22 protein-coding genes are annotated in these 26,631 nt (G+C 26.2%); 21 read left to right on the plus strand and 1 reads right to left on the minus strand.

Annotated elements, in window-relative coordinates; all coding sequences use genetic code 11:
• Position 1: 1 nt before the first annotated feature.
• The 18 genes from ABGF45_RS00300 to ABGF45_RS00385 all read left to right on the plus strand — a co-directional run bounded on the left by ABGF45_RS00300 (position 2) and on the right by ABGF45_RS00385 (position 23,416).
• On the plus strand, positions 2-1,615 hold the full coding sequence (locus ABGF45_RS00300) for a DUF4091 domain-containing protein (RefSeq protein WP_134744298.1): 1,614 nt from the start codon (positions 2-4) through the stop codon (positions 1,613-1,615).
• 16 nt (positions 1,616-1,631) lie between these two features.
• Positions 1,632-3,536, plus strand: a complete 1,905-nt coding sequence (locus ABGF45_RS00305; protein ID WP_408112616.1) for a BglG family transcription antiterminator — start codon at positions 1,632-1,634, stop codon at positions 3,534-3,536.
• A gap of 167 nt (positions 3,537-3,703) precedes the next feature.
• The gene (locus ABGF45_RS00310) at positions 3,704-5,035 is read left to right on the plus strand and encodes a PTS sugar transporter subunit IIC (protein ID WP_134710723.1); all 1,332 of its coding nucleotides are present in this window, start codon (positions 3,704-3,706) and stop codon (positions 5,033-5,035) included.
• Positions 5,025-5,222 (plus strand): hypothetical protein, encoded by a 198-nt coding sequence (locus tag ABGF45_RS00315; RefSeq protein ID WP_134744876.1) that lies wholly within the window; start codon positions 5,025-5,027, stop codon positions 5,220-5,222. The genes ABGF45_RS00310 and ABGF45_RS00315 overlap by 11 nt, the downstream gene beginning before the upstream one ends.
• A complete protein-coding gene (locus tag ABGF45_RS00320; protein WP_134710722.1) occupies positions 5,194-5,637 on the plus strand; it encodes a DUF3284 domain-containing protein in 444 nt (147 codons plus the stop codon). The genes ABGF45_RS00315 and ABGF45_RS00320 overlap by 29 nt, the downstream gene beginning before the upstream one ends.
• Before the next feature lie 17 nt (positions 5,638-5,654).
• On the plus strand, positions 5,655-5,960 hold the full coding sequence (locus ABGF45_RS00325; RefSeq protein WP_134710721.1) for a PTS lactose/cellobiose transporter subunit IIA: 306 nt from the start codon (positions 5,655-5,657) through the stop codon (positions 5,958-5,960).
• 13 nt (positions 5,961-5,973) lie between these two features.
• The gene (locus ABGF45_RS00330) at positions 5,974-6,285 is read left to right on the plus strand and encodes a PTS sugar transporter subunit IIB (protein ID WP_134710720.1); all 312 of its coding nucleotides are present in this window, start codon (positions 5,974-5,976) and stop codon (positions 6,283-6,285) included.
• A gap of 825 nt (positions 6,286-7,110) precedes the next feature.
• The gene (locus ABGF45_RS00335; protein ID WP_134710719.1) at positions 7,111-8,763 is read left to right on the plus strand and encodes a putative manganese-dependent inorganic diphosphatase; all 1,653 of its coding nucleotides are present in this window, start codon (positions 7,111-7,113) and stop codon (positions 8,761-8,763) included.
• Positions 8,764-8,766: 3 nt separating this feature from the next.
• Entirely contained in the window at positions 8,767-10,680 is a 1,914-nt protein-coding gene (glgB, locus tag ABGF45_RS00340) for a 1,4-alpha-glucan branching protein GlgB (RefSeq protein ID WP_134744509.1), read from the plus strand.
• 1 nt (position 10,681) lies between these two features.
• On the plus strand, positions 10,682-11,821 hold the full coding sequence (locus tag ABGF45_RS00345; protein WP_134710717.1) for a glucose-1-phosphate adenylyltransferase: 1,140 nt from the start codon (positions 10,682-10,684) through the stop codon (positions 11,819-11,821).
• A 9-nt stretch (positions 11,822-11,830) separates the two neighbouring features.
• Positions 11,831-12,949, plus strand: a complete 1,119-nt coding sequence (gene glgD / locus ABGF45_RS00350) for a glucose-1-phosphate adenylyltransferase subunit GlgD (RefSeq protein WP_408112617.1) — start codon at positions 11,831-11,833, stop codon at positions 12,947-12,949.
• Positions 12,950-14,374 (plus strand): glycogen synthase GlgA, encoded by a 1,425-nt coding sequence (glgA, locus tag ABGF45_RS00355; RefSeq protein WP_134710715.1) that lies wholly within the window; start codon positions 12,950-12,952, stop codon positions 14,372-14,374.
• Positions 14,374-16,629: a glycogen/starch/alpha-glucan phosphorylase gene (locus ABGF45_RS00360; protein WP_408112618.1), complete on the plus strand. Its 2,256-nt coding sequence runs from the start codon at positions 14,374-14,376 to the stop codon at positions 16,627-16,629. The genes glgA and ABGF45_RS00360 overlap by 1 nt, the downstream gene beginning before the upstream one ends.
• On the plus strand, positions 16,630-18,477 hold the full coding sequence (gene pulA / locus ABGF45_RS00365) for a type I pullulanase (RefSeq protein WP_408112619.1): 1,848 nt from the start codon (positions 16,630-16,632) through the stop codon (positions 18,475-18,477).
• A gap of 2 nt (positions 18,478-18,479) precedes the next feature.
• A complete protein-coding gene (locus ABGF45_RS00370; protein ID WP_408111978.1) occupies positions 18,480-20,174 on the plus strand; it encodes a phospho-sugar mutase in 1,695 nt (564 codons plus the stop codon).
• Between the two features lie 83 nt (positions 20,175-20,257).
• The gene (locus ABGF45_RS00375; RefSeq protein WP_134710711.1) at positions 20,258-20,755 is read left to right on the plus strand and encodes an FHA domain-containing protein; all 498 of its coding nucleotides are present in this window, start codon (positions 20,258-20,260) and stop codon (positions 20,753-20,755) included.
• Positions 20,756-20,763: 8 nt separating this feature from the next.
• Positions 20,764-22,038, plus strand: a complete 1,275-nt coding sequence (locus ABGF45_RS00380) for an FtsW/RodA/SpoVE family cell cycle protein (RefSeq protein WP_134710710.1) — start codon at positions 20,764-20,766, stop codon at positions 22,036-22,038.
• Positions 22,019-23,416, plus strand: coding sequence for a penicillin-binding transpeptidase domain-containing protein (locus ABGF45_RS00385; protein ID WP_134710709.1), 1,398 nt, complete (start codon positions 22,019-22,021; stop codon positions 23,414-23,416). The genes ABGF45_RS00380 and ABGF45_RS00385 overlap by 20 nt, the downstream gene beginning before the upstream one ends.
• 168 nt (positions 23,417-23,584) lie before the next feature.
• Here the strand turns inward: ABGF45_RS00385 and ABGF45_RS00390 are convergent, their stop codons facing one another.
• Positions 23,585-24,397, minus strand: coding sequence for an NAD(+)/NADH kinase (locus ABGF45_RS00390; protein WP_134710708.1), 813 nt, complete (start codon positions 24,395-24,397; stop codon positions 23,585-23,587).
• A gap of 257 nt (positions 24,398-24,654) precedes the next feature.
• Here ABGF45_RS00390 and ABGF45_RS00395 point away from each other — a divergent pair, with 257 nt between their 5' ends.
• The 3 genes from ABGF45_RS00395 (at position 24,655) to rpsB (ending at position 26,590) form a co-directional block, all read left to right on the plus strand.
• Entirely contained in the window at positions 24,655-25,143 is a 489-nt protein-coding gene (locus tag ABGF45_RS00395; RefSeq protein WP_134710704.1) for a YtxH domain-containing protein, read from the plus strand.
• A 12-nt stretch (positions 25,144-25,155) separates the two neighbouring features.
• Entirely contained in the window at positions 25,156-25,620 is a 465-nt protein-coding gene (locus tag ABGF45_RS00400; protein WP_134710703.1) for a DUF948 domain-containing protein, read from the plus strand.
• Between the two features lie 196 nt (positions 25,621-25,816).
• Positions 25,817-26,590, plus strand: a complete 774-nt coding sequence (gene rpsB, locus ABGF45_RS00405) for a 30S ribosomal protein S2 (protein WP_134710702.1) — start codon at positions 25,817-25,819, stop codon at positions 26,588-26,590.
• Positions 26,591-26,631 lie beyond the last annotated feature (41 nt).

Below are 26,631 nucleotides of genomic sequence, written 5' to 3' on the forward strand. Positions count from 1 at the left end.
AATGAAATTGAAGATTGTAGATTCAAATTTAAAATATGACAACATTACATTAAAAGAATTTGAATTAATAGAAGATGTTTTAACTTATAAAAGGTGGAAAAATGATATCTTAATTTTACATTTTTTAGTATATTCTGAAAAAGATGACCAATATGATATCGATTTAAGTTTTGAAAATCCACTAAAATATAAGATATATAAAGTACAAAAAAATTTAGCTTATGAAGGTGACCCTACTTATCCAATATCTTTGAATAAAAAAAAGAATAGGGCAGTTGCTTCGGATATATTAATTGAGGATAACAAAGCTTCAGTTAAAGCAGGTAATTTTCAATCTTTTTACGCAGAGATTAATATTCCTTATGATATTGATTCCGAATTTGTATTTAAGGTTAAATTGTATAACTCTCAAATTACAGAGTATATAAGTAAAAAAGTTTGTGTGAAAATATCACATAGATATATTGATTTTAATAAATATAAATTTGATTTAGAACTTTGGCAATATCCATATTCTGTAGCTGAATATTATGGTGTAAAACCATTTTCACATGAACATTTTAAAATTTTAGAAAAACATATGAAGCTATACTATGATTTAGGTGGTAGAGCTATAACAGCTACATTATGTGAAGATGCATGGGGAGGACAAACATATAGTAAAAATGAAATTAAGTATCCATCAATGATAAAGTGGTATAAAGAAGGAGAAAAATTCAGATTTGATTACACTAATTTTGATAAATGGGTTGAATTCTGTCAGGGATTAAATTTAGGAAAAGAAAAAATTATTATTTATGGCATGGCTCCATGGCATGAATCATTTACTTATTACTCAAATGAAGAATTAATCTTTGAAAAATATATGCTTGATAGTCAGAGATATTGTACTGTTTGGAGAGAGTTTTTAAGTGATTTTTATATTCATTTAGAAGAGAAAAAATGGTTTGATATGATATATATTGGAATTGATGAAAGAGGATTTTCTAAAGAAATTTTTGAGGTATTATCATCGGTTAAAAATTCTAAATCTAATACCATAAAAATTTCCGCATCAATTGATAATTATTCTGAAAATGCAAAATATTTGGAAAATGTGCAGCAAGTCAGTGTTTCAATGATTGAGTTTGAAAAGGATAGATTAAGATATCATAATTTTGTGGAAGATAGAAGAAGAAAGGGATTTGATACTTATCTTTATTCATGCGTAGGACATAGACCTGGAAATTTTGTTTTAAGTGAAAATGCAGAAACATACTACACCGTTGTGTCATCCTCTCTTTGTGACGGATTTTTAAGATGGGCATATGATGCATGGACTCAAAATCCTATTGAGGATTCAACACATTCAAGTTTTGAACCCGGTGATTGCTTCTTGGTTTATCCATCAAATGATAATGATAAAAATACAAATATTTCATTAAGATATTTAAAAATTAAAGAGGGAATCTATGATTCGTATAAAATAAAAAGAATTGAGGAAAGAAATAAAGATTTACTAGATCAGATTTTTTCGAGAATAAAAACTAAATTTATTTTTGGAAAAAAGTATTTATCAAAAATTGAAATTGAAATTTTATTAAATGATATAAGTATTATAAAGTCAATGTTTTAATAAATATGGAGGAAAAATGATTCAACGTCAAAAGAAGATACTTATAGAATTAAAAAATAATCCTATGGATATTTCTCAGATTGCAAAAAAACAGAATGTTACTGAAAGAACGATTAGAAATGATATAAAATCAATTAATGAAAATTTAGAAAAATTTAATGCTGAAATTAATAAAGATTCAAACGGCTTGTATAAAATTTTTATGCAAAATAAAGAATTATATGAAAAGTTTGAAAAACAGGAATTACTAAATTTTGAATTTGATTATTCTGAACCAAAAAATAGAATAGCATATATTGCCTTAAAATTTTTATTTTCAAATAAATATATTAAATTAGAAGATTTAATGGATACTATGTATATTTCAAGATCTACTATTCAAAATGATATGAAAGAAACAAGAAAAATGTTAAATAAATATAATTTAGATTTTGATATAAAGCCCAACTATGGAATGAAGATAATCGGGTCAGAAAATGCTATAAGAAATGCTATATCAACAATAATTTATGATATAAATAAGAATTTTTATAAAAGATTTACTAATAACTCAAAATTTTTTGATAAGAATAATCTTAATGAAATATATAACATTGTTATAAAAAATATTACCGAATCAAATCTTAAACTTTCAGATATTGCTCTTAATAATTTAGTGGTTCATATTGCCATAGCAATAAAAAGAATATCTATAAATCAATATTTTAATAATAATATTGAAATTGATATTGAAAATAGTAATGAATTTCATATAGCTGAAAAAATTGTAGAAGATTTAGAGTCAAAATTTAATATTGAATTTCCAATGGATGAAGTTTACTATATTACAATGCATTTGCTTGGTACAAAATTAATAATAAATAACAATAAAAATAATAAAATTTTAGATGAAGATGAAAAAATAAAAGAACTAGCTTTTGAAATTGTAAAAGAGGTAGAAAAAGTTTTAAGGTATGATTTGTTAGAAGATAAGGAACTTTTAGCTTCAATAGCATTACATTTAAAACCTGCAATATATAGATATAAAAACAATATGAATATTAGAAATCCATTGTTATCATCTATAAAAATAAATTATCCATTTGTTTATGAAGCATCATCAATTGCGTCAGATGTTATATATAAAAAAACAGGTATTATATTTAACGAAGATGAACTTGGTTATATTGCAATTCATTTAGGAGCTGCAATTGAAAGAGCAAAATTAAATATAAAACCTATTAGAACATTACTCGTATGTACTACAGGAATAGGCAGTTCAAGATTACTTAAATATAAATTAGATTCAATTTTTTCAAATCAATTGGAGATTGTAGATACTACTGAATTATATAATATTAAAAATTATATAAATGAAAATTTGGATTTAATAATAAGCACAGTTCCCTTTTCTATGGATTTAGATGTGCCTATTATTTTTATATATGATATTTTAGGAGAGTCAAATTTTGAAGATATAAAAAATTTTATTTATAAAAAAAGTAACAATAAAAAGTGTACAAAGTATTTGAAAAAAGAGAATATATATTTAGGTCTTGATTTTGAAAATAAGGAGGATGTAATTAGATTTTTATCTGATGAAATTGTAAAAAAAGGAAAAACACCAGATACACTTTATGAAAATATAATGAAGAGGGAAAATATTATATCAACAGCTTTTGGTAATTTAGTTGCTGTCCCTCATCCATTTGAACCAATTTCTAATGAAACATTTTTAACAATGGGTGTATTAAAAAAAACAATAAATTGGTCAGGAAAGAAGGTGCAAGTAGTCATAATTCTTAATGTTGAAAAAAACTCAGAGGAAAGATTTGAAGAAATGTATAGATTATTACTTGAATTAATTGATAGAAAAGAAAGCGTTGAGAGAATAATAAAATCTAAGTCTAAAGAAGAGATAATAGATTTGATATCAAGGTGAATGTAAAATTTTGATTTGTATATAATAATTTTAATAAATAGTACTAATTCAGACATTTTCAAAAGAAATGGAAAATGTCTGAATTAATATTATTTAACTATTATGATATTATCAAAGCAAGGAAGCGATTTCCTTAATATTACAAATATTCATGATAGGAGGAAAATATGAATAAATTAATCGCATGGATGGAAAAGTATTTTATTCCAGTTGCAACTAAAATTGGTCAACAAAGACATTTAGTTGCAATAAGAGATTCGTTTATAGCAATAATGCCATTAACAATGGTTGGTTCTGTAGCAGTTCTATTAAATGTATTTTTTAGGGATTTACCAACTGCAGCAGGTTGGACAGGATTTGTTCAAAACATGCAATGGTTAATAAATATAAATGGTATAGTATGGTTTGCATCATTCGCAATAATCTCATTTGCGTTTATAGTCTCATTTGGATATCATTTATCTAAAGATTATGAAGTAAACCCTATAGCAGGTGCTATAGTATCTTTATCTTCTTTTGTTGTATTTTTACCACAGGTAGCTACATTTGAAGCAGAAGTAAAAGGTGTAAAAGGAATTGTTTCTTCATGGGGATTTATTAGCTTAAATCATATAGGATCAGCTGCATTATTTACAGCTTTGATAGTAGGACTTATCTTTACAATGATTTATATTAAATTAATGAAAGCAAATTTAATTATAAAATTACCAGATACTGTTCCTCCAGCTGTATCAAAAGCTTTTGCAGCAATTATACCATCAGTTATCTCTATTTATTTGAGTGCTGTATTGTCATTCTTATTGACTAATTATACAGGAATGGTATTAAATGATATTATTGCAAAATATATACAAATCCCTCTGATGAGCTTATCACAAGGTATATTTTCGGTAATTTTACTTTCATTTTTAGTACAACTATTTTGGTTCTTTGGGATACATGGACATAATGTTCTTGCTCCAATTATGGATGGAATTTATTTACCAGCAACTACAGCAAATGCAGAACATTATTTAAAATATGGAGTTGAAGGTATTAAAGATTTACCATACTTATGGACAAGAGGGTCATTCGATGCATTTGGACAAATGGGGGGTTCTGGTATAACTATTGCACTTATAATTGCTATATTTATTTTTTCTAAAAGAGATGATTCAAGAGCTATAGCAAAATTAAGTGCTCCTATGGGTATATTTAATATTAATGAACCAATAACTTTTGGTATCCCAATAGTTTTAAATCCAATATATGCTATTCCATGGTTAATAGTTCCACCATTGGCAGTATCAATAGCATATACATTGACATCTTTAGGAGTAATTAGACCTGTATTAGCAGCTGTTCCTTGGATTTTGCCTCCTGGGATATATGCGTTTTTAGCTACAGGTGGAGATTGGTTAGCAGCAATAGTTTCGTTACTTTTAATTGTACTTGCTGTTATGATTTATACTCCTTTTGTATTATTAGCAAATAAGATGAATAATAAATATGAAATTTAATAATAAGCAAAAATGGATTTTAAGTCTATTTACTTTTGGGTTTATATTAATTTTAATTTCACCTTATGAAAAATATAAGATAATAACTATATTTATGGGATTATGTATTTTAATTATTGCTTTTATAATGTATAGTAAAAATAAAAGGATTAAAGATAATGAAAATGAAAAAAAAAATAAAAAGTAATACTTCAGATTTATTTATAACTATAATGAGATTATTTTATGAAGAACTTAAATTTAATAATATTGATATATCAAAATCAAATATTTCTGAAGGATTTTCATATATAAAAAAAATATGGTTTAATGGAAAATATATATTTAATAAAGCTGTAATTACAAAATTAAATGAAAATAATGAATTTGAAACAACAATTTATACATCTAGGGGAAAATATATTATAAATTATAAATTGCAAGAAATAGATGAAAATGATACATTTTTGATTTATACTGAAGAATTTATAAGTGATAAAATTTTTAATAATTGGAATCAAAAGTTTATGGAATTTTTATTAAAATCAAAAATAAAAAAACGATTAAATAAACAATTAGATGTTATAGAAAAAAATATTAATTCTGAAATTATAAATTATTAAAAATTAAAGGAGGTGCTATGAAATATGAAGATGAAATTACTCAATTGATAGCAAATAGTGGAATGGCTAAATCTTATGCTATGGAAGCTATTTTTGAAGCAAAAAAAGGTAATTTTGAAAAAGCGTATGAAGTACTGGACCTAGCAAAGGAAAGTTTCTTAAATGCACATAATATACAAACAAAATTAATAAAAAAAGAAATAGAGGGTTCAACAGTTGAATTAAACTTACTTATGGTTCATGCACAAGACCATCTTATGATGTCAATGGCAATTAGAGATTTAGCTGTGGAAATAGTAGAATTATATAAGGCTATAAATTGAAAGGAACTTTAATATGAAAAAAATTTTATTAGTATGCAGTGCTGGTATGAGTACTAGTTTACTGGTATCAAAAATGAAAAAATACGCAATAGAAAATAATTTTGATACAAAAATTGAAGCTGTAGCTATAGATGCGGCAGATAGAGTTATTGAAAATGAAAAAATAGAAGTAGTTTTATTTGGACCACAAGTAAGATTTGTTTTAGATAAATTTAAAATAAAATATCCAAATTTAAAAATGGATGTTATCCCAATGCAAGACTATGGCTTAATGAATGGTGAAAATGTATTTAAGCAAGCATTAAAGTTAAATGGTGAAGATTAATTTGAAAAAGGCAATAGAAAAGTAATTAAAAATTTTACTTTACACTTTCTTGTCAAATAGCTATAAAACACAAGTAGCATTAACAAAGTATTAAGGTAACATATTAAGAGAATTAGAGACTAAAATTTCTAATTCTCTTTTAATTTTTTAATTTTTTTAAGTTTCCTAGTAATTAATGATTTATTTTTAGTCTTTTTGCTACTATACCATAAGTAAAATAGAACTAAAAACCCGAAAATAAAACTAATGGTTTTATCTTTGGTATTGTAGCTTAAGTAAAATAGAACCAAAAACCCGAAAATAAAACTAATGGTTTTATCTTTGGTATTGTAGCTTAAGTAAAATAGAACCAAAAACCTGAAAATAAAACTAATGGTTTTATCTTTGGTATTGTAGCTTAAGTAAAATAGAACCAAAAACCTGAAAATAAAACTAATGGTTTTATCTTTGGTATTGTAGCTTAAGTAAAATAGAACCAAAAATCCGAAAATAAAACTAATGGTTTTATCTTTGGCATTGTAGCTTAAATAAAATAAAACCAAAAATCCGAAATTTATCAGGAAGTATTATTTAATAATTAAAGTATTGGGGTATAATTTTCATAGATTATATGTGGTAAAATGAATATTTTATTCATTAATACTATTTATTTAGAAACTATTTTGTTACAGAATTTCTGTTTTTATGTAAAAAATAATTAAATATGCTATATAAATAATTTTAAGATTAATGCTAAAAATATTAACAAATGCTTATATAGTTATGCTAAAAATCAATTGTTTAGGACTGTAATTTATGTTAATATTTATATATAAGGAGTAGTTTATGAAGGAAAAAATTTATATAACTGGACATAAAAATCCAGATACTGATTCTATAGCATCTGCACTTGTTTATGCAGATTTAAAAAATAAAATTGATAAAGAAAATGAATATATTCCTATTAGACTTGGTGAGTTAAATTTAGAGTCTAAGTGGGTTATTGAAAGATGGGGACAAAAAGCTCCTATCTTTGTTAAAAATTTAAAGCAAACTATTGGAGATTTAGGTTTGAGTAAACCTCTTACAGTAAAAGAAGATATTTCTATATATCAGGCTGCAAATCATTTACAACCTAGAAATATTTCATTTTTACCTGTAGTTGATGAAAATGATACATTAAAAGGTATTGTTACCCTTTCAAATTTAACAAAAGCATATATGGATGTTTGGGATGATGAAATATTGTGGAGAGCAAATACTAAAGTTGAAAATATTGTTGAAACTATAGCCGGGGATATTATTCATATGCCAGAAAATCCAAATAAATACAATGGAAGAATGTTAGTCTATGCTTCTGAAGTTGATGATGAAGGTCATGTGCATGAGGGCGATATACTTATTGTTGGAAATAGACGTTTGTCACAATTGGAAGCTATTGAGAGAAAAGCCGGAATTATCATTGTAACTTCTGGTCATAGAATGCAAAAGGATTTGTTGGAAAAAGCAATAGAAAATAATGTGATTGTTTTACAAACAAGATATAACTCATTTATGGTTGCAAGACTAATACCACAAGCGATTCCGGTATCTTATGTAATGACAAAGGATAATTTGCTTTCATTTTCACCGGAAGAATATTTAGAAGATGTAAGTAGAAAAGTAAAAAATACAAGATATAGAAACTTTCCTGTTGTTGATGAACAAATGAGAGTTATAGGGCAATTAAATAGAAATAATTTACTTTATGATAAGAAGAAAAAATTAATTTTAGTTGATCACAATGAAAGCAACCAATCTATTGATGACAGAGAAAATGTGGAAATATTAGAGATAATTGACCATCACAGAGTTGCAAATATTACAACAAGTTCACCTGTTTATTTTAGAAACATGCCAGTAGGTTGTACATGTACAATATTAGCAATGATGTATAAAGAAAATGGTATTGTTCCATCAAAAGAGATTGCAGGATTAATGGTCTCAGCTATTACATCTGATACATTACTTTTTAGATCGCCTACCACAACTGAAACAGATAAAAAAATATTACGTGAATTAGCTGAAATTGCTGAAGTTGATTTAGAAAAATATGCTGAGGAAATGTTTGCTGCAGGTACATCATTAGAAGGCCAAAGTGCTAAAGGCATATTAATGACAGATTCAAAGAGATTTGAAATTCAAGGGCAACAAGCAAGAGTTTCTCAAGCATTTACAACTAATTTATCCTCAGTTAATAAGTTTATAAAAGATATTAAATTTGAAATGGAAGAAATCAAGGAAAAAGAAAGATTAAATTTCTTTGCATTATTCATAACAGATATATTTAATGAACAATCATTAGTATTTACTGTTGGCGGATTTAATGATTCTGTTTCAAACGAATTTGGAGTTGATTTCGATGAAAATGGATATATGGTAAAAGGACTATTATCAAGAAAAAAACAATTTATACCTTCAGTCACAAAAGCTATTGCAAATGCATTAAAGGAAGGTTAAAAGATGGCTGAATTATATAAAAATTTATATTATAGAAATGACTTAGATGAGTCGATTTATCTTTTTAATGAAGGAAAAAATTATGAATCATATGAATTTATGGGTTGTCATAAGTATAAATTAAAAAGAAAAACAATGACAAGCTTTACAGTTTATGCCCCAAGAGCTAGAGAAGTTTTTTTAATTGGTGATTTTAATGACTGGAATGCTAATAATATTCCCATGAAAAATATAAATAATTCAGGGATATGGAATGTATGTATTGAGAATTTTTATGAATATAATAATTACAAATATAGAATTATTACTCAAGATTTTCGTGAAATAGAAAAATCTGATCCATATGCTTTTTATTCGGAATTTAGACCAGCTACAGCAAGTAAAATATATGATATAAATGGATACAAGTGGTCTGATAATAAATTTATGAAAAATAGGATGAAGAAAGATCATTTACATGAAGCAATGTCAATTTATGAACTGCATCTTGGTTCATGGATGAGACATTTTGATAATAACTATTATTCATATGATGATTTATGTAAGGTTTTACCCGATTATGTTAAAAATATGGGATTTACACATGTTGAAATTATGCCATTAACAGAATATCCTTTTGATGGATCATGGGGATATCAAGTTACCGGATACTTTTCGATTACATCAAGATATGGTGATCCTAAAGGTTTTATGAGACTTGTAGACGAATTTCACAAGAGAGGAATTTCTGTAATATTGGATTGGGTTCCTGTTCATTTTACAAGAGATGCTCATGGTTTGAGTAAGTTTGATGGTAGTGAAGTATTTGAAAAAAATGATGAATACAGATCTGCCGTAGAAGGATGGGGAACACTTTATTTTGATTTTTACAAACAACAAGTAAAGAATTTTTTAATTTCGTCAGCATTATTCTTATTAAAATATTTCCATATTGATGGATTAAGGGTAGATGCCGTTTCTGCTATGCTTTATTTAAACTATGGTGGTAAAAACTTAGTTAATGAATATGGTGGACATGAAAATTTAGAGGCAATTGAATTCGTTAAAGAATTAAATTCTGTTGTACATTTATATCATTCAGATACAATAATGATTGCTGAAGAATCGACAGCATTTCCTAATTTAACAAAACCTGTTTATGCTGATGGTTTAGGTTTTGATTATAAATGGAATATGGGATGGATGAATGATACTTTATATTATATGGAAAAAGATCCTGCGTTTAGAAAATATCATCACGATAAATTGACATTTTCAATAACATATTGCTTTAGTGAAAATTATATTCTACCATTTTCACATGATGAGGTTGTTCATTTAAAAAAATCTATGATTAATAAAATGCCTGGGGACTATGATACAAAATTTAGGGCATTAAGAGCCTTGTATGCATATCAATATGCACATCCTGGTAAGAAATTAATGTTTATGGGAGATGAAATTGGCACTTTTGAAGAATGGAATGAAAATAAAGAATTATCATGGTCTGTATTGAATTATGAAAAACATGTACAATTACAAGAATTTGTAAAAAAACTAAATCAAGTTTATAAAGATGAGAAAGCTCTACATCAAATTGATGATTCATACGATGGATATAATTGGATTGAATTTGAAAACGCTGATGAAAATATAATTGCTTTTGAAAGAATAGATAGAGAAAATAATAAAATATTATGTTTCTTTAATTTTTCTCCAGTATATAGACATAAATATAGATATGGTGTCGATCATAAGGGAATTTATAAAATTGTACTAAATTCTGCACATAAAAATTTCGGTGGTGAAGTTCAAAGAAATACACCATTGTATAGTATTGATTATTCAATACATGGTAAACCATATTCGATTGATATAGATTTACCGCCTTATCAAGCACTTTTTGTAAAATTAAGCAAAAAACAAATAGGAGGATAAAATGAGCAAGAAACATAACATGGTAGCTATGCTTTTAGCTGGAGGACAGGGAAGTAGACTTAAATCTCTTACATCTAATACCGCAAAACCTGCTGTTCCTTTTGGTGGGAAATACAAAATAATTGATTTTGCAATTTCAAATGCAGCAAATTCCGGAATTGATAATATTGGAATTTTAACTCAATATAAGCATTTTTATTTAAATGAACATATTGGTTTAGGGCAAGCATGGGATTATGACAGATTAAAGGGTGGATTAAAAATATTATCACCGTATTTTACAGAAAAAGGTGGTAGATGGTATAAAGGTACAGCTAATGCGATTTATGAAAACATTGACTATTTAGACAATATTTCTCCTGATTATGTGTTGATTTTATCGGGAGACCATATTTATAAAATGGATTATGATAAAATGTTAAAACATCATATACAAAATAAATCAGATGTAACTATCGCTGTTATGGAGGTTGATTGGCAGGAAGCTTCAAGATTTGGTATTATGAATACTGATGAAAATGATTATATTATAGAATTTGAAGAAAAGCCTAAAAAACCTAAAAGTAATTTAGCATCTATGGGAATTTATATATTTACATGGGATGTTCTAAGAAAAGCTCTTATTGAAGACTATAAAAAAGAAAATTCTACTTATGATTTTGGTAAAGATATTATACCGGAATTGCTAAGTGAAAATAAGAAAATGTCAGCATATAGATTTAATGGATATTGGAAAGATGTAGGGACTGTCAGATCATATTGGGAAGCAAATTTAGATTTAATAAAATCAGATAATGAATTAGATATATATGATACATCTTGGAGAATTCACACAACATCTAAAAATTTACCTCCTCATTTTATAGGAAAAGATGCATCAGTTTCAAATACTTTAGTAAATGAAGCTTGTCAAGTTTTAGGTAGTGTAACAAATTCCGTTTTATTTGATCAGGTTACAATTGAAGATGGAGCCAAAGTGTGCAATTCTGTACTATTGCCTGGTGTAATAGTGAAAAGTGGTGCCAAGGTATTTAACGCTGTTATCAATAATGATATAGAAATATCTGAAGATACAGTAATAGGTGAATTAAATTCTGATAAGGTATATTTAGTATCAGAAGATGGAATTTCTGAAGAGTAGGAGATATGTATGAAAAATCTAATGGCAATAATTAAATCAGGGCTTGAAACAACCCCTTACGGCTCTTTATTAAATACTAGACCAGATTATATGCTTCCTTTTGGTGCTAGATATAGAGTTATAGATATTACATTATCTAATTTATCAGAACACGGTGTAACTAAAGTTTTGTTGCATGGTGGAAAACATATCAGATCAACCTTAGATCATGTTGGTAATGGAAAACATTGGGAAATGGCTAAAAGAGAAAATGGTTTAGTCATTAATTCTCCATCAATAAATGAATATGAAAGTAGAAATAAAAGAATAACATCATATTTAAATTCTCTTACATTTGTTGATGAGAGTAAATGTGAAAATATATATATTGCTAATCCTATGGTAATTTCAAAAATTGATGTTAGTGCAGCATATGATGAATTTATTGAAAATAATTATGATGTAATGTTTTTATATAGAAAACAGGAAGATACAGAAGGAAGGTATCTAAATGCAAGAAAAGTTATTTTAGATAAAAATAATAAAATACAAAATATTGGTGTAAATTTAGGTACTGAAAATGTATTTAATTTATTTATGGATCATATTTTAATAAAAAAATCTATTTTTAAAAAAGTGATAACTGATGCTCATGAAAAAGATAATGCTGCAACATTATCACAAGCTATAATGAATAATAAAAAACATTTGAATATTGGACTATTTGAGATTAAATCACATGTTGAATATGTTAGAGATTTAAATACATTTTATGAGGCAAATCTTAATTTAATTAAAACAGGTATATATACAGATTTGTTTTTAATGGGAGCAGGTATATTGACTAAAAATAAAGATGAGCCTTCAACATTATATATGGAGGGAAACAAAGTAAATAATTCAGTAATAGCCAATGGATGTATCTTAGAAGGGGAAGTGACTAATTCTGTGATATTTAGAGGGGTAAAAGTTGGTAAAAATGCCATTGTAAAAAATTCAATTTTATTTCAAGGTGCTGTAATTGAAGAAGGAGCAATTGTTGTAAATACAATAGTTGATAAATTTAGTGTAATTAAAGAAAATGTATTTGTACAAGGAACGAAAAATAATCCTTATGTAGTACCTAAAAAAACAGTATTGGAGAAATAAATGAAAATATTATATGTAACAAGTGAGTCTACTCCTTTTATTAAAACAGGAGGATTAGCAGATGTTGCAGGATCATTACCTAAAGCTATAAGAAAAAAAGGACATGATATAAGAGTTGTTTTACCATTGTATTCTAAGATTAATGAAGAATTTAGAAAAAGAATGAAATATATTGGATATTACTACGTCGATTTTTCTTGGAAACATAAATACTGTGGTGTATTTGAACTAATATATGATGGCGTTATTTTTTATTTTTTAGATAATGAGGACTATTTTAAGAGAAATAATATTTATGGTGAAAATGATGATTATGAAAGATTTATATTTTTCTCGAAGGCTAGTGTTATATTACCAAAATATTTAAACTTCAGGTGTGATGTGATTCATTCTAATGATTGGCATTCAGGTTTAGTTTCGGTATATGTAAATGATTTTAGACAAGGTGACGATTTTTATAATGATGTAAAGACATTGTACACAATACATAATATAAAATATCAAGGTCAGTTTGATAGAAGCATTTTCTTTTTGACTGGACTACCTGGAAAATATTTGAGTTATAATGATTTGGAATTTGATTTCGGCATTAACTTCATGAAGGCAGGTATAATTCATTCTACAAAATTTAATACCGTATCTAAAACTTATGCTGAAGAAATAAAATATGATTTCTTTGGAGAAAGATTAGAAGGAGTGATAAATCATTACTCATATAAATTATCCGGGATTATAAATGGATTAGACTTTGATGTTTGGAATCCTAAAACAGATAAAATTATTTTTAAAAATTATGATTATAGTACAATTGAAAATAAGGTATTAAATAAAATATTTTTGCAAAAGAGATTTGGACTTCCGGTTAGAAAGGATGTTCCTTTAATTGCCATGGTTACCAGACTTGCACAAATGAAAGGTATTGATCTTTTAAGATATATATTTGAAGAATTGATTCAAGAAGATATACAATTTGTAATTTTGGGTACCGGTGAGTATGAATACCAAGAAATGTTTAAGTATTTTGAATACAAATATCCTGAAAAAGTTGCTGCAAGAATATATTTTGACACAAAAGAGGCGAATATGATATATGCAGCGAGTGACTTTTATATGATGCCGTCTATTTTTGAGCCCTGTGGCATATCTCAATTAATAGCTTTGAGATATGGTTCTTTACCAATCGTACGAGAAACAGGAGGACTAAAAGATACTGTAATACCATATAACAAATTTACCGGAGATGGAACAGGATTTACATTTTCAAATATAAATGCTCATGAGTTATTATTTAAGACTAAAGAAGCGATTAATTTATATTATAATAATAAAAAAGATTTAAAAAAATTAGTAAAAAATGCAATGAATTCTAACTATGATTGGGATAAATCATGTGATGAATATATATCATTGTATAGGAGTTTATAGTGAGAGATATAAGTGATATTGAGCAAAGAATTCAGGATAATTTATATGAATTATTTGCTAAACAATTTGATTGTGCAAGGGATGGAGAATTATTTACATCTCTTGCAAATAGCGTAAGACAAATTATTGGAAAAAAATGGTTTGAGTCTTATGCTTGTGCCAGAAAAGACAAACAGGTCTATCTTTTATCATTTGAATATTCATTTGGTAATCAATTATTAAAAAATCTAATAAAACTGGATTTACTAAATGAGGTAAAAGAATTATTTAAAAAACATAACTTAAATTTTGAAGATATAAAGGATGAAGATATTGAGTTTGCATTAGGTTTTGGTGATTTAGGCATAACTTCCGGTGCAATGCTAGATTTATTTGCTAGTGAAAAGCATAATATTTATGCTTATGGATTAAGGTATAGAAGGGGAATGCTTAAACAGGAAATTGTTAATGGTGAACAAATTGAAAAACCTGATGATTGGAAAGTAAATAAAAATCCTTGGGAGCATGAAAAGGGATTTAGTCATTATGTTAATTTTAAGGATTATGCTGTTAAAGCTATCCCATATGATATTCCTCTATTATCAAATGATGGAAATCATGTAAACACCTTGAGATTATGGAAAAGTTTTTCAATAAATGATTTAGATTTCAAGAAATTTTCAAATGGGGATATTGAAGATGCATATAAAGATATTAATAGGGCAAATTCAATTGTTGAATTTTTGTATCCTATTGAAAGTAATATTGAAGGGAAAAAACTTAGATTAAGACAAGAATATTTCTTTGCAAGCTCTTCAATTCAGGATATTTTTAAAAAATATAAAAAATATGTAGATGATGAAGTATATAATATATATAAACATGTTAAAATTCAGATTCACGATATTCATCCTGTAATGTCAATTCTTGTTTTTATTGATGTATTAATAAATAAACATAAATTAACTTTTGAAAATTCTTTGGAAATTGCTAAAAAAACTTTTATATTTTTTCAACATTCACTTTTACCTGAAACATTTGAAAGTTGGGATTTGAAATTAATTAATGAAATTTGTCCAAATATTTTAGATATTATTTATATGTTGGATAAACATATTAAAGATGAATTTTTAAATAATGAAAAATTCAATTTACCATTGATAATTATTAGAGATGGATATGTATGTATGATTAATATTGCATATTATATTTCAAAAAATATCATAACATTAAATGGTTCACATATAGAATTAATTAAGTATAAATTTATGAAAGAATATTATGATTTTTATAATTACAAAATTAAAACTATTGATTTTAATTATGATACAAATCAGTATTTAAAAGAGATTTATTATGATAAGGATATTAATGAAAATAATATTTTAGAATTAACACCTGAAAAACTTAAAAAATTAAAGTATGAAAATAAATGGAAATTATTAGAGTATTTAGATATTGATAAAAATCTAATTAATGTTGATTCTGCTTTTGTGATGAATATGGGAGTTTTTCATGAATATAAAAGGCAGATTTTATCCGCCTTAGGTATAGCTCTTTTATATTATAGATTAAAGAAAAATCCAAATCTTAGCATAGCTGAAAGAACTTATTTCTTTGGTGGAAAGTCTTATCCAAATTATTATTTTACAAAAGAAAATATTAAGTTTATAAATGCACTTGCAAATCAGATAAATAATGATTTGTTTATAAAAGATAAAATAAAAATTGTATTTATAGAAAATTATAACTTAACTAAGTCAAGTGTTGTTATACCGGCGGCAGATATATATCAAAGTCTTGAATTATTATCAATGCAATTAAAAGATGTATTTATATTTAAGTCGTTATCTACCGGAGCGGCATTTTTAACATGTAGAAGTAATTATCAAAATATATGTATAGATGAAAATCAAATTAGTAAATATATGTTTGGGGATAATTATGAAACCGTTTTAACAAAAAATAATTATAATCTATTTGAATTTTTAAATCAAAATAAAGAAATAGAAGATATGTTTAATTTTTATAGATATTTGCCTAAAGAGACATTTCCTTACGATATTAATAAAATATATAATTCAATATATTATTTTAATGATGAGAATCATATATTTAAAGATTTATTTGAATATGTTTCTGTAATTGAAAAATCAATTGATGATTATACAAATACTTATCAATGGTATCAAACTAGAGTAAATGATTGTAAAAATACAATAAAGATTGATGATAAATCATTCTTAAAAAAATATAACGAAATATTGGAGAATTAAATGTTTGAAATAAATAATGAACTGTTAGAAACTAAACTTGGATTATCTTATAGTCCTGAAAAATCAATTATTAGAGTATGGTCTCCTTCTAGAGAATCTATTACATTATGTTTATATGATTCTTATAGTACTCAATCAAAAACTGAATTTAATATGATCAAAGATGAAAATAATGTTTTTGAGATAATATTAGATGGAAATATGGAAGGTAAATTTTACACATTTTTAATTGATGGAATGGAAGTTGCTGATCCTTATTCATTTGCAAGCTCTGCAAATAGTAAAAGAACAGCAATAATTGATTTATCAAAATCAAATCCAGAAGGTTTTATAGAACATAAAATACCTTTTAATGATAAGGATAAGGCTATAATTGTAGAAACACATATTGCCGATATTTCCATTAATGAAAATTCCGGAGCAGAAAATAGAGGATTATTTTTAGGTGCTGCGCAAACAGGTACAAAGTATAATAATGTTTCAACGGGATTAGACCATTTTAAGGAGTTGGGTGTTACTCATATACATTTATTACCTGTAACAGATTATTTAACTGTTAATGAATTAAAACCTTTATCGAAATATCCTAAAAACTATAATTGGGGATATGATCAAGAGTTATATAACAATATCGAAGGATCTTTTTCAACAAATCCAAATGATCCATATAGTAGAATAAGAGAATTTAAGACATTAATTAAAAATTATCATGAAAATGGAATGTCTATTGTAATGGATGTTGTATATAATCATACTTTTAGAACAAGTGATTCTCCGTTTAATATTATTGAGCCGATGTATTATTATAGATCCGAAAATGGTAATTTTACAAATGGTTCAGGATGTGGAAATGAGTTAGCATCTGAGAGACCAATGGTTAGAAAATTCATAGTAGAATCCCTTTGTTATTTAGCAAGAGAATATAAAATTGATGGATTTAGATTCGATTTAATGGCATTAACTGATATAGATACAATTATGTTAGCTATAGAAAAATTAAGAGAAATTAATCCTAATATTTTAATTTATGGGGAGCCATGGATGGCCTTACCTTCACCACTTCCTTATGATAAGCAAATTGTTATAGGAGCACAAAAAGATAAAAAATTTGCAATATTTAATCCTTTCATTAGAGATAGTATTAAAGGTGATAATGATGGTAGTGTAAAGGGATACATTCAAGGTGAATATTATCTAAAGAAGAATATAAAAAATGGTCTAATGGGTTCTATTGGATTCGATGCAAATGATGCTTCATCATTTGCAAATCCTATTGAAAGTATAAATTACTTTAATGCACATGATAACCTAATATTTTATGATAAACTTTTAAAATCAAATGTGGAACAAGAAGATATTAAGGATTTAACATATATGGCATTTTCTATAATAATGACAGCACAAGGAATACCATTTTTCCATTCAGGAAACTCATTTTTGAGAACAAAATATATGGATCATAATTCATATGCATCACCAAGTAATATTAATGGTATAGATTGGTCACTAAAGGAAAAAAATTATGACATATTTTTAAAAATTAAAAATTTAATTGAATTACGTAAAAGATTAGGTATATTCAATTATACAACTGCTGAAGATGTAAGAAACAATTTAACTTTTATAAATGGGTTGAAAGATTCTGTGATTGCGTTTACAATAAAGAAAGAAGATAAAAAATATTTGATAATTCATAATTTTTCAAAAAATAGAGAAAGTTTATCTATTAATTTAGGTAAAATATATAAACTAAATCTAATTTGGGAAAATGAATTTAAGGATGAATTCGTAAACGAATTTAGTATTGATGGATATTCGACAAATGTCTATAGTTTAGTGAAGGAGTAAAAATGGATTATAAATTAAGATATGAAGAATGGTTAAATAACGAATTTTTTGATCAAAAAACAAGAGATGAATTATTAGGATTAAAGGGAAATGATGAAGAAATTCAAGATAGATTTTATCAAGATTTAAAATTTGGGACAGCTGGTTTAAGAGGTAAAATTGGAGCTGGGACAAACAGAATGAATCAATATACTGTTTCTTTAGCATCACAAGGATTAGCTAATACTATTTTAGAATTTGGTGAACAAGCAAAGAAAAGAGGAGTAGCTATTTCTCATGATGTGAGACATATGTCAAGAGAATTTGCGAAAATTACAGCTTCAGTTTTAGCTGCTAATGGAATTAAAGTGTATATTCATAAAGATATTACACCAACACCTGTTCTTTCTTATACAATTAGAAAATTAAAAACAATTTCCGGTGTTATGATTACAGCTTCTCACAATCCAAGAGAATACAACGGTTATAAAGCATATTGGGAAGAGGGTTCTCAAATATTAGATAATATTGCTGATAAAATATTAGGCCATATTCAAGAAATTGGTGATTTTAGTAATGTAAAATCCATTGATTTTGAAGAAGGTATTAAACAAGGTATTATTGAATATGTTGATGACTCAGTTATCGAAAGCTATTTTAATGATGTTTTATCATTATCTTTAGAAGACGAAAATATTGATAAATCAATCAAGGCTGTATATTCACCATTAAATGGTACAGGTAGAGAATTAGTAAGTAAAATTTTACAAGCAAGGGGATTTGATAATTTATATTTAGTTAAAGAACAGGAAATGCCTGATCCCGATTTTACAACAGTTGGATATCCAAATCCAGAAGATCCTAAAGCATTTAAATATGCTGAGGCATTAGGTAAAGAAAAAAATGCTGAATTATTATTAGCTACAGATCCTGATGCAGATAGGACTGCTTTAGAAGTAAGAAATAAAGATGGGGAATATGTATTTTTAACAGGTAATGAAATTGGTTCATTATTGACATATTATATTCTTTCAAGATTAGATGCTCAAGAAAAAATGCCTAAAAACCCTGTAATTGTTAAATCAATTGTAAGTTCAGATTTACCAGATAAAATTGCTAAAAAATATGGCGTTGAAAGCATGAATGTATTAACAGGTTTTAAAAATATTTATGCTCCGGCAAATGAATGGGATAAGACAAAGGAAAAAACATTTGTATTTGGATATGAAGAAAGCATTGGGTATTCATATGGTACAAATGTTAGGGATAAAGATGCTGTTTCTTCTGCGATGATGATTATGGAAATGGCTGGATATTTCAAAACCCAAGGTAAATCTTTATTAGACGTTCAACAAGAATTATATAAAGAATTTGGCTATCATGGCTCAAAATTAATTTCAATTGTTTTAGAAGGATTAGATGGACAAAAGTTAATCGGTAGAATTATGGATGATTATAGATCAAATCCTATAAAAGAAATTAATGGTAAACAATTGGTTGAAGTAATTGATTATCAAAATGATAATACCGGATTACCAAAATCTAATGTATTAAAATATATTTTGTCCGACGGATCTTGGTATGTGGTTAGACCTTCCGGTACGGAACCAAAGATTAAACTATATATTTATTCAAATGCAGAAACACAAGAAGAAGGAGATAAAATGGTAGAAGCAATTTTTGATGCTGCAAATTCAAAGATTCTATCAACTAAATAGTATTACGAAAATGTAAGAAAGGGAATTATTGTCCCTTTCTTTTTTATTTGATATAATATCATAGAAATTAAAAAGGAGTTTATATGGTGAATTTATTAAATGAATTAAGAAAAATATTTTTTACTAATTTTGTTGGAGAAATTAATTTATATATAATTTTGTCGTCAATTTTTAAATTTTTATTTATATTTATAGTTTTATATTATATTTATATAATTGTAAAATTAATTATACTTGATATAAAAAATATTGATATTAAAGACAAAATAAAAAAATATTTTATAATAGTAGTTGATTCAGATGGTATTTCAAAAAATTATTTACTTGAGAATAATACAAGTATTGGTAGAGCGTTAAATAATGATATAGTACTTAGTGGAGATGTTATTTCAAAATATCATGCTGAGATAGTTAAATCATCAGATAATTATTATTTGGTAGATAAAAATTCTTCTAATGGCACATTTTTAAATGGAGAATTTGTAAACAAAAACTATCAGTTAATTAATGATGACATAATAGAAATTGGTGAGTACAAAATTAAATTTGTTGAAGAGTTTGTAGACCCAAAATCTAATTAGGAGTTTTTATGGATATAAGTAGAAGTATTGCACAATACAAAATAAAAAAAAGAAATTATAATATTTTTCTAATATTTGGTTTATTTATTTTTCAATTTGTCGGTATATTTTTATCTTTATTAAGAAATACTGATACGAAAAATATTACAATTATTTTTTCATTAATTTTTATTTTTTTAACTTTTTTAACAAATATCATTGTACCTAAAATTACTAAAGGAGATAGTACTTTCATATTACTTGTAAATTTATTATTTTCTGTTAGTTTGATAATAATGATAAGATTGGATAATCCTACTGCAAATAAACATTTAATGTGGTATTTTTTAGGAGTTACTATATTTTTTATCGTATTTTTTATAATGAAATATATGGATAAATTTCTTAAAAATAAATTTGTATTATATTTTGTACTTACATTTTTAACATTTTTAGTAACATTTGCATTAGGCTTTAGGAGTGGTGGTGCAAAAAACTGGATAAGAGTAGGGAGTTTATTTACAATACAATTATCTGAATTTGCCAAAATAACATATATTTTTATGCTTGCAAGCTATTATTATAATATTAAAGAATATCAAACAAAAAGATTAGGTAAATATTACTTAGCAATTGCAACATATATATTTTCAGGAATGTTTTTTATACAAGGAGAACTGGGGACTGCAGTTTTATTATTTGGTTTATTTTTATCTACCATGTTTATATTTGAACGTAGATATTTTTTTATTATATTAAATATTGTTATAGGTATAATAGGAATATATTTAGCATCATTAGTTTTATCACATATTAAAGTTAGAATTGATATATGGCTAGATCCATGGAAAGACTATAACAATAGGGGGTATCAAATTATACAAGGACTTTTTGCAATTGCAAATGGATCTTTTTTTGGTGCAGGTATAGGACTTGGACGTCCAGATTTAGTACCAGTTATTGAAACTGATTATATTTTAGCGGCAGTAATTGAAGAAATGGGCATCTTTATGGGGTTTGCCTTATTGATGATTTATATTATTATTTTTTATAAAACAATTAAGGTAGCATTGGAGCTTAAATCCGACTATTACAGTGTACTTTCAATGAATATTGGTTTAATTTATGCGTTTCAAACTTTAATCATGTTTGGTGGGATATTAAAACTTATTCCCCTTACAGGAATAACCACTCCCTTTTTAAGTTATGGGGGGTCCTCGACAATCGTTAATTTCATTCTTTTGGGAGTATTACAATTTTTAACAACTAGAGCAGGAGATAAATATGAAAAACTCGAAGGATAAAAAGTTAATATTTTTACTTGTTGTAATTGTTATATTATTTTTAATACAGGCAATTTACTTAGTATACTTTGAATTTTTTAAGGCGGATGAATTAAATAAAAGTTCATTAAATGCTAGAAACTCTGCTGACGAAACTAAGATTCAAAGAGGAAAAATATATGATGTTAATGGAAAACTCCTTACAGAAACTATTGAAACCAATAACGGACTACATAGAAAGAATACCTATAGTTTTATGTACTCAAATATTATTGGTTACAATACTGTTAAATATGGAAAATATGGTATAGAAAAATCATATAATAATGAATTATTAGATATTAGAAATAATGAAGATATATTTACAAGACTTTCCGGAATGTTGACATCAAAAGCTAAAGGTAATGATATATATTTGACAATTAATGATAAATTACAAGGATATGTATATGATTTATTAGGAGAAAATAAGGGGACGGTTATTGTAACTAAACCTAAAACCGGAGAAATAGTGACATTAGTTTCAAAACCTTCATATAATGTAAATCAAATACAAATAGATTGGGATGAAATAATGAACTCTAAAGATGGTATACTACTAAACAGAGCTACACAAGGTAAATATACGCCTGGTTCAGTTTTTAAGATATTAACATCTACTGTGTTTTTAAGAAGTGGAATAGATCTGGAATATAAAGATACCGGAGAAGCTACAATTGCAGGGTATACTGTTCATAATTTTGAGGGCAAAAGATATGGTGATATTGATTTAGAAAAAGCATTAAATGTATCAGCTAACACATATTTTTTTGAAAAATCAAAGTTTATAAATAATGATCTATTTATAAAAACATTACAAGATTTTGGAATTGGTAAAAATTATAATTTTCCGATTCAAGTTATTGACTCCTATTTTCCATTTAAGCAAGGACTTTCAGATTTAGAAAAAGCAAATGCTTCATATGGACAAGGTGACACATTAGTTACTCCGATGGATATGATGATTATAGCTATGGGAATTGCAAATGATGGAGTTGTAAATCAACCTTATATAGTAAATAAAATTGTAAGGGACGGGAAAGATGAATTTGTAAATCAAAAAATTTTATCATCAAATATTGAAAAAAATATTGCTGTTAAATTAAGAAAATATTTATATTCTACCGGAAAATATAACGATTTTAGATTATCTAATGGTGAATATTTAACGGGGAAGACAGGTACTGCTGAAAGGGATAAAGAGAAAAATAATGCTTGGTATGTTGGTATGACAAGTGAAGAAAATCCAGAGTATGCAATTGTTGTTATGATTGAAAACACAGAAAAAATGGGAGGTACTTTAGCAGCTCCTATAGCATTAAAGACTATTGATTTTATAAATGAAAATTTGAAACAATAGTGACGCATGATATTAATCTAAATAAAAAAATGAAAACATATATGAAAATATATTTTTAAAAGAACAATGTGTAATAAAAACTTGCTTAGATAATCAAAGTAAAATTTGAAAATCTAAACAAGTTTTTTTACTTAAAAGTATGAACAAAATCAAATAAGATATATAATTTTATATAAATTTTTCTTTAATATTTTTCCAAAACCAATTTTTATCAAAAACAACTTTTTGTATAGTATTTTTTGAAAGTTGTATATCGATATAATTTATAGATTCTATTTCCTGATGTAATCCATCTATACCAAGAGCAAATTGTGTATCTTCTCTTTTTCTTGTTATAAGTTTAATCTTTGTATCTTTCGGAACAATTAAGCTTTTATCAAGTGAACGATGTAAAGCAGATCTTATTGGTGCTAAAGGAGTTATTTGAAATGCATCAATACTTTGGTACATAATTGCACCACCAGCAGATAAATTATATGCTGTTGAGCCGGATGGGGTAGAAAACATTACGCCATCACCGGCAAAAGATTCTAACATTACATCATCGACATACAAATTAAAATGCAATACAGAGGTATATTTTGCTTTTAGTACTAATTCATTTAAGCTATTAAACTCATAAATATCATCATCTGTTGAAACTTTACAGTCTATATAGCGTAAATTATGAATAAAATAGTTGTTATTTTTTATTTTTTGAATTGTTTCTGCTACTTCATTGTGATGTACATCGTTATAAAATCCTAGGTGACCGGTATTTATACCTATAAAAGGAATTTCAGAAAAATTAGAATCATGAACAGCCTTTATAAACGTACCATCTCCACCGATAACTATATTAAAATCAGCATTTTCGTCAAACTCATCGGTAACAATAAAGTTATTTGCTACTAATTCATCTTCAACAATTTTTCTAATTTCATTTGTAATTTTATATAGATTAGAAAAAATATTAACCTTTTTTTTCATCTTTTCCTCCATGAATATTATATATAAAGATTAACATATTATAGTTTACTTTTCAAAAGCAATATTTTCTGTTATAATATATGTATCCACAGTTGATTTTATAATTAACCTACACTAACTATAAGGGCATCCGGAGTTCATAAATTGATGTAATGCCTTAAATGGACTACAAAAATTGGTGACAGGTAGCCCACCTTCACATATTGAAGGTATAATTATTCGTCACCTGTGGATATATTTTTTATTACTAGAACAAAGGGAGGAAATTTATGTCAATAAAAGATTATTTTTTAGCAAAACAAAGAGAGCTAGAAAGACAAAAGAAAAGAGAGACTGCTGGTAAGGTGGGATTAGGTTTAGCAGTAGGAACTTTATTGGGTTCAGCAGCAGGAATATTATTCGCTCCTAAATCAGGTAAAGAAACTAGAAAAGATATTAAAAATGCAGCACAAGATGCAGGTCAAACTATCAAAGATAAATCTCAAGAATTAGGTAAAGAAATTTCTAATACTTATAATAAAGTTGTTGATAAAGTAAATAAATTTGGTGAAGAAAAATTAACAGATTTGAGAAGTTTTTCTGATGATGTAGAAGAACAATTTGAAGATGTAAAAAAATCTGTAAAAGATAAAGTTGAAGAAGGTAAAAATAAAGCTAAAGAAGCAAAAAAAGATGTAGCGGATAAAGTAGAAGAAGCTGCAAAGAAAACAAAAGAAAAAGCAAAAGAAGTAGAAGAAAAAGCAAAAAAAGAAAAATAATAGGGAGGAAATATGTTAGCAAATAACGCTATCAATATATCTTTCACATTATATGATGTATTGATTTTTGTTCTTATTATTACAGCAATAGTTTGTTTAATATTCTTAGCAAAAGTATTTATATCCTTAGCTAATTTACTTGGTAATATCAATAAAACATTAGAAGACAATAAAGAAAGCTTAGATGGTACATTAAAAAATTTACCGGATGTTATAACTAATATTAATAGCATTTTAGTTAATACAGATGAAATTGTAAATGACATAAAACCAAGTATTACTTCAACGCTTGCTGATGTAAGTAAAGTAACAAATAATGTATCAAACATAACTACAAATTTATCAGATACAGTTGAAGTTGTTGGGATTGCTGCGGCAGATACAGCAAGTAGATTTACAAATACTTTCACTAATGCAACGGACTATGTTTCCTTATTTAAAGGGATAATTAAACTTATTAGTAAAATAAAAAAATAGTTTTTTAGATGGATTTTAAAATCCATCTTTTTTAATAAAAAAATTATAATAATAAAATAATATAAAGCTTGATAAAATACACATTATATGATATACTTTTTAAGTCAAATAAACACATTATTTGTTTGTGTCTGTGTGCCGTAAGGTTGGACATTGAAGGATAATGGAGGCAAATAAAAAACACAAGGAGAAAAATATGTCAGTTATACCAATGAAAGCTTTATTAGAAGCTGGTGTTCATTTTGGTCACCAAACAAGAAGATGGAATCCAAAAATGAGCAAATTTATATTTACAGAAAGAAATGGAATTTACATCATTGATTTACAAAAAACAGTAAAAAAGGTTGATGAAGCTTATGATGTAATAAGAGAAGTTGCTAGTGAAGGCGGAAATGTTTTATTTGTTGGTACAAAAAAACAAGCTCAAGACGCTATAGAGTTTGAAGCAAAAAGAGCAGGACAATATTACGTATCACAAAGATGGCTTGGTGGTATGTTAACAAACCACAATACAATTAAAAAATCAATCAAAAGATTAGAAGAAATTGAAAGAATGTCAGAAGATGGTACTTTTGATTTATTACCAAAGAAAGAAGTATTAAATTTAGAAAGAGAATTAGAAAAATTAAATAAGTACTTAGGTGGTATTAAAGATATGCCAGGTCTACCAGATTTAATGTTTGTTGTAGATCCTAAAAATGAAAATATTGCTGTAAAAGAAGCAAGAAAATTAGGGATTCCAATTGTTGGTATTATAGACACAAACTGTGATCCTGATGATGTTGATTATCCAATTCCTGGTAATGATGATGCTATTAGATCAGTTAAATTAATAACTGCAGCTATGGCAGATGCAATCATTGAAGGAAGACAAGGTGAATCAAATGATACATCAGAAGAAAGTTTTGTTTCTGAAGAATCAGAAGTAGAAGAAGTTGTCGAAGAAATACAAGAAGATTCTGCAGAATAATTTAAATAATAAAATATGCAAAATTAATAGGAAGTAGTACC

It is taken from the genome of Helcococcus sp. KG196 (assembly GCF_046035495.1).
Classification (GTDB): domain Bacteria; phylum Bacillota; class Clostridia; order Tissierellales; family Peptoniphilaceae; genus Helcococcus; species Helcococcus ovis.

Coding starts and splice junctions, on each gene's coding strand:
- ABGF45_RS00380 (WP_134710710.1), top strand. CDS start 20,764: ATGGATATAAGTAGAAGTATTGCACAATACAAAATAAAAAAAAGAAAT.
- ABGF45_RS00305 (WP_408112616.1), top strand. CDS start 1,632: ATGATTCAACGTCAAAAGAAGATACTTATAGAATTAAAAAATAATCCT.
- glgA (WP_134710715.1), top strand. CDS start 12,950: ATGAAAATATTATATGTAACAAGTGAGTCTACTCCTTTTATTAAAACA.
- ABGF45_RS00335 (WP_134710719.1), top strand. CDS start 7,111: ATGAAGGAAAAAATTTATATAACTGGACATAAAAATCCAGATACTGAT.
- ABGF45_RS00385 (WP_134710709.1), top strand. CDS start 22,019: ATGAAAAACTCGAAGGATAAAAAGTTAATATTTTTACTTGTTGTAATT.
- ABGF45_RS00315 (WP_134744876.1), top strand. CDS start 5,025: ATGAAATTTAATAATAAGCAAAAATGGATTTTAAGTCTATTTACTTTT.
- ABGF45_RS00390 (WP_134710708.1), bottom strand. CDS start 24,397: ATGGAGGAAAAGATGAAAAAAAAGGTTAATATTTTTTCTAATCTATAT.
- ABGF45_RS00300 (WP_134744298.1), top strand. CDS start 2: ATGAAATTGAAGATTGTAGATTCAAATTTAAAATATGACAACATTACA.
- ABGF45_RS00310 (WP_134710723.1), top strand. CDS start 3,704: ATGAATAAATTAATCGCATGGATGGAAAAGTATTTTATTCCAGTTGCA.
- rpsB (WP_134710702.1), top strand. CDS start 25,817: ATGTCAGTTATACCAATGAAAGCTTTATTAGAAGCTGGTGTTCATTTT.
- ABGF45_RS00400 (WP_134710703.1), top strand. CDS start 25,156: ATGTTAGCAAATAACGCTATCAATATATCTTTCACATTATATGATGTA.
- glgB (WP_134744509.1), top strand. CDS start 8,767: ATGGCTGAATTATATAAAAATTTATATTATAGAAATGACTTAGATGAG.
- ABGF45_RS00345 (WP_134710717.1), top strand. CDS start 10,682: ATGAGCAAGAAACATAACATGGTAGCTATGCTTTTAGCTGGAGGACAG.
- ABGF45_RS00320 (WP_134710722.1), top strand. CDS start 5,194: ATGAAAATGAAAAAAAAAATAAAAAGTAATACTTCAGATTTATTTATA.
- ABGF45_RS00395 (WP_134710704.1), top strand. CDS start 24,655: ATGTCAATAAAAGATTATTTTTTAGCAAAACAAAGAGAGCTAGAAAGA.
- ABGF45_RS00370 (WP_408111978.1), top strand. CDS start 18,480: ATGGATTATAAATTAAGATATGAAGAATGGTTAAATAACGAATTTTTT.
- ABGF45_RS00375 (WP_134710711.1), top strand. CDS start 20,258: ATGGTGAATTTATTAAATGAATTAAGAAAAATATTTTTTACTAATTTT.
- ABGF45_RS00330 (WP_134710720.1), top strand. CDS start 5,974: ATGAAAAAAATTTTATTAGTATGCAGTGCTGGTATGAGTACTAGTTTA.
- glgD (WP_408112617.1), top strand. CDS start 11,831: ATGAAAAATCTAATGGCAATAATTAAATCAGGGCTTGAAACAACCCCT.
- ABGF45_RS00325 (WP_134710721.1), top strand. CDS start 5,655: ATGAAATATGAAGATGAAATTACTCAATTGATAGCAAATAGTGGAATG.
- pulA (WP_408112619.1), top strand. CDS start 16,630: ATGTTTGAAATAAATAATGAACTGTTAGAAACTAAACTTGGATTATCT.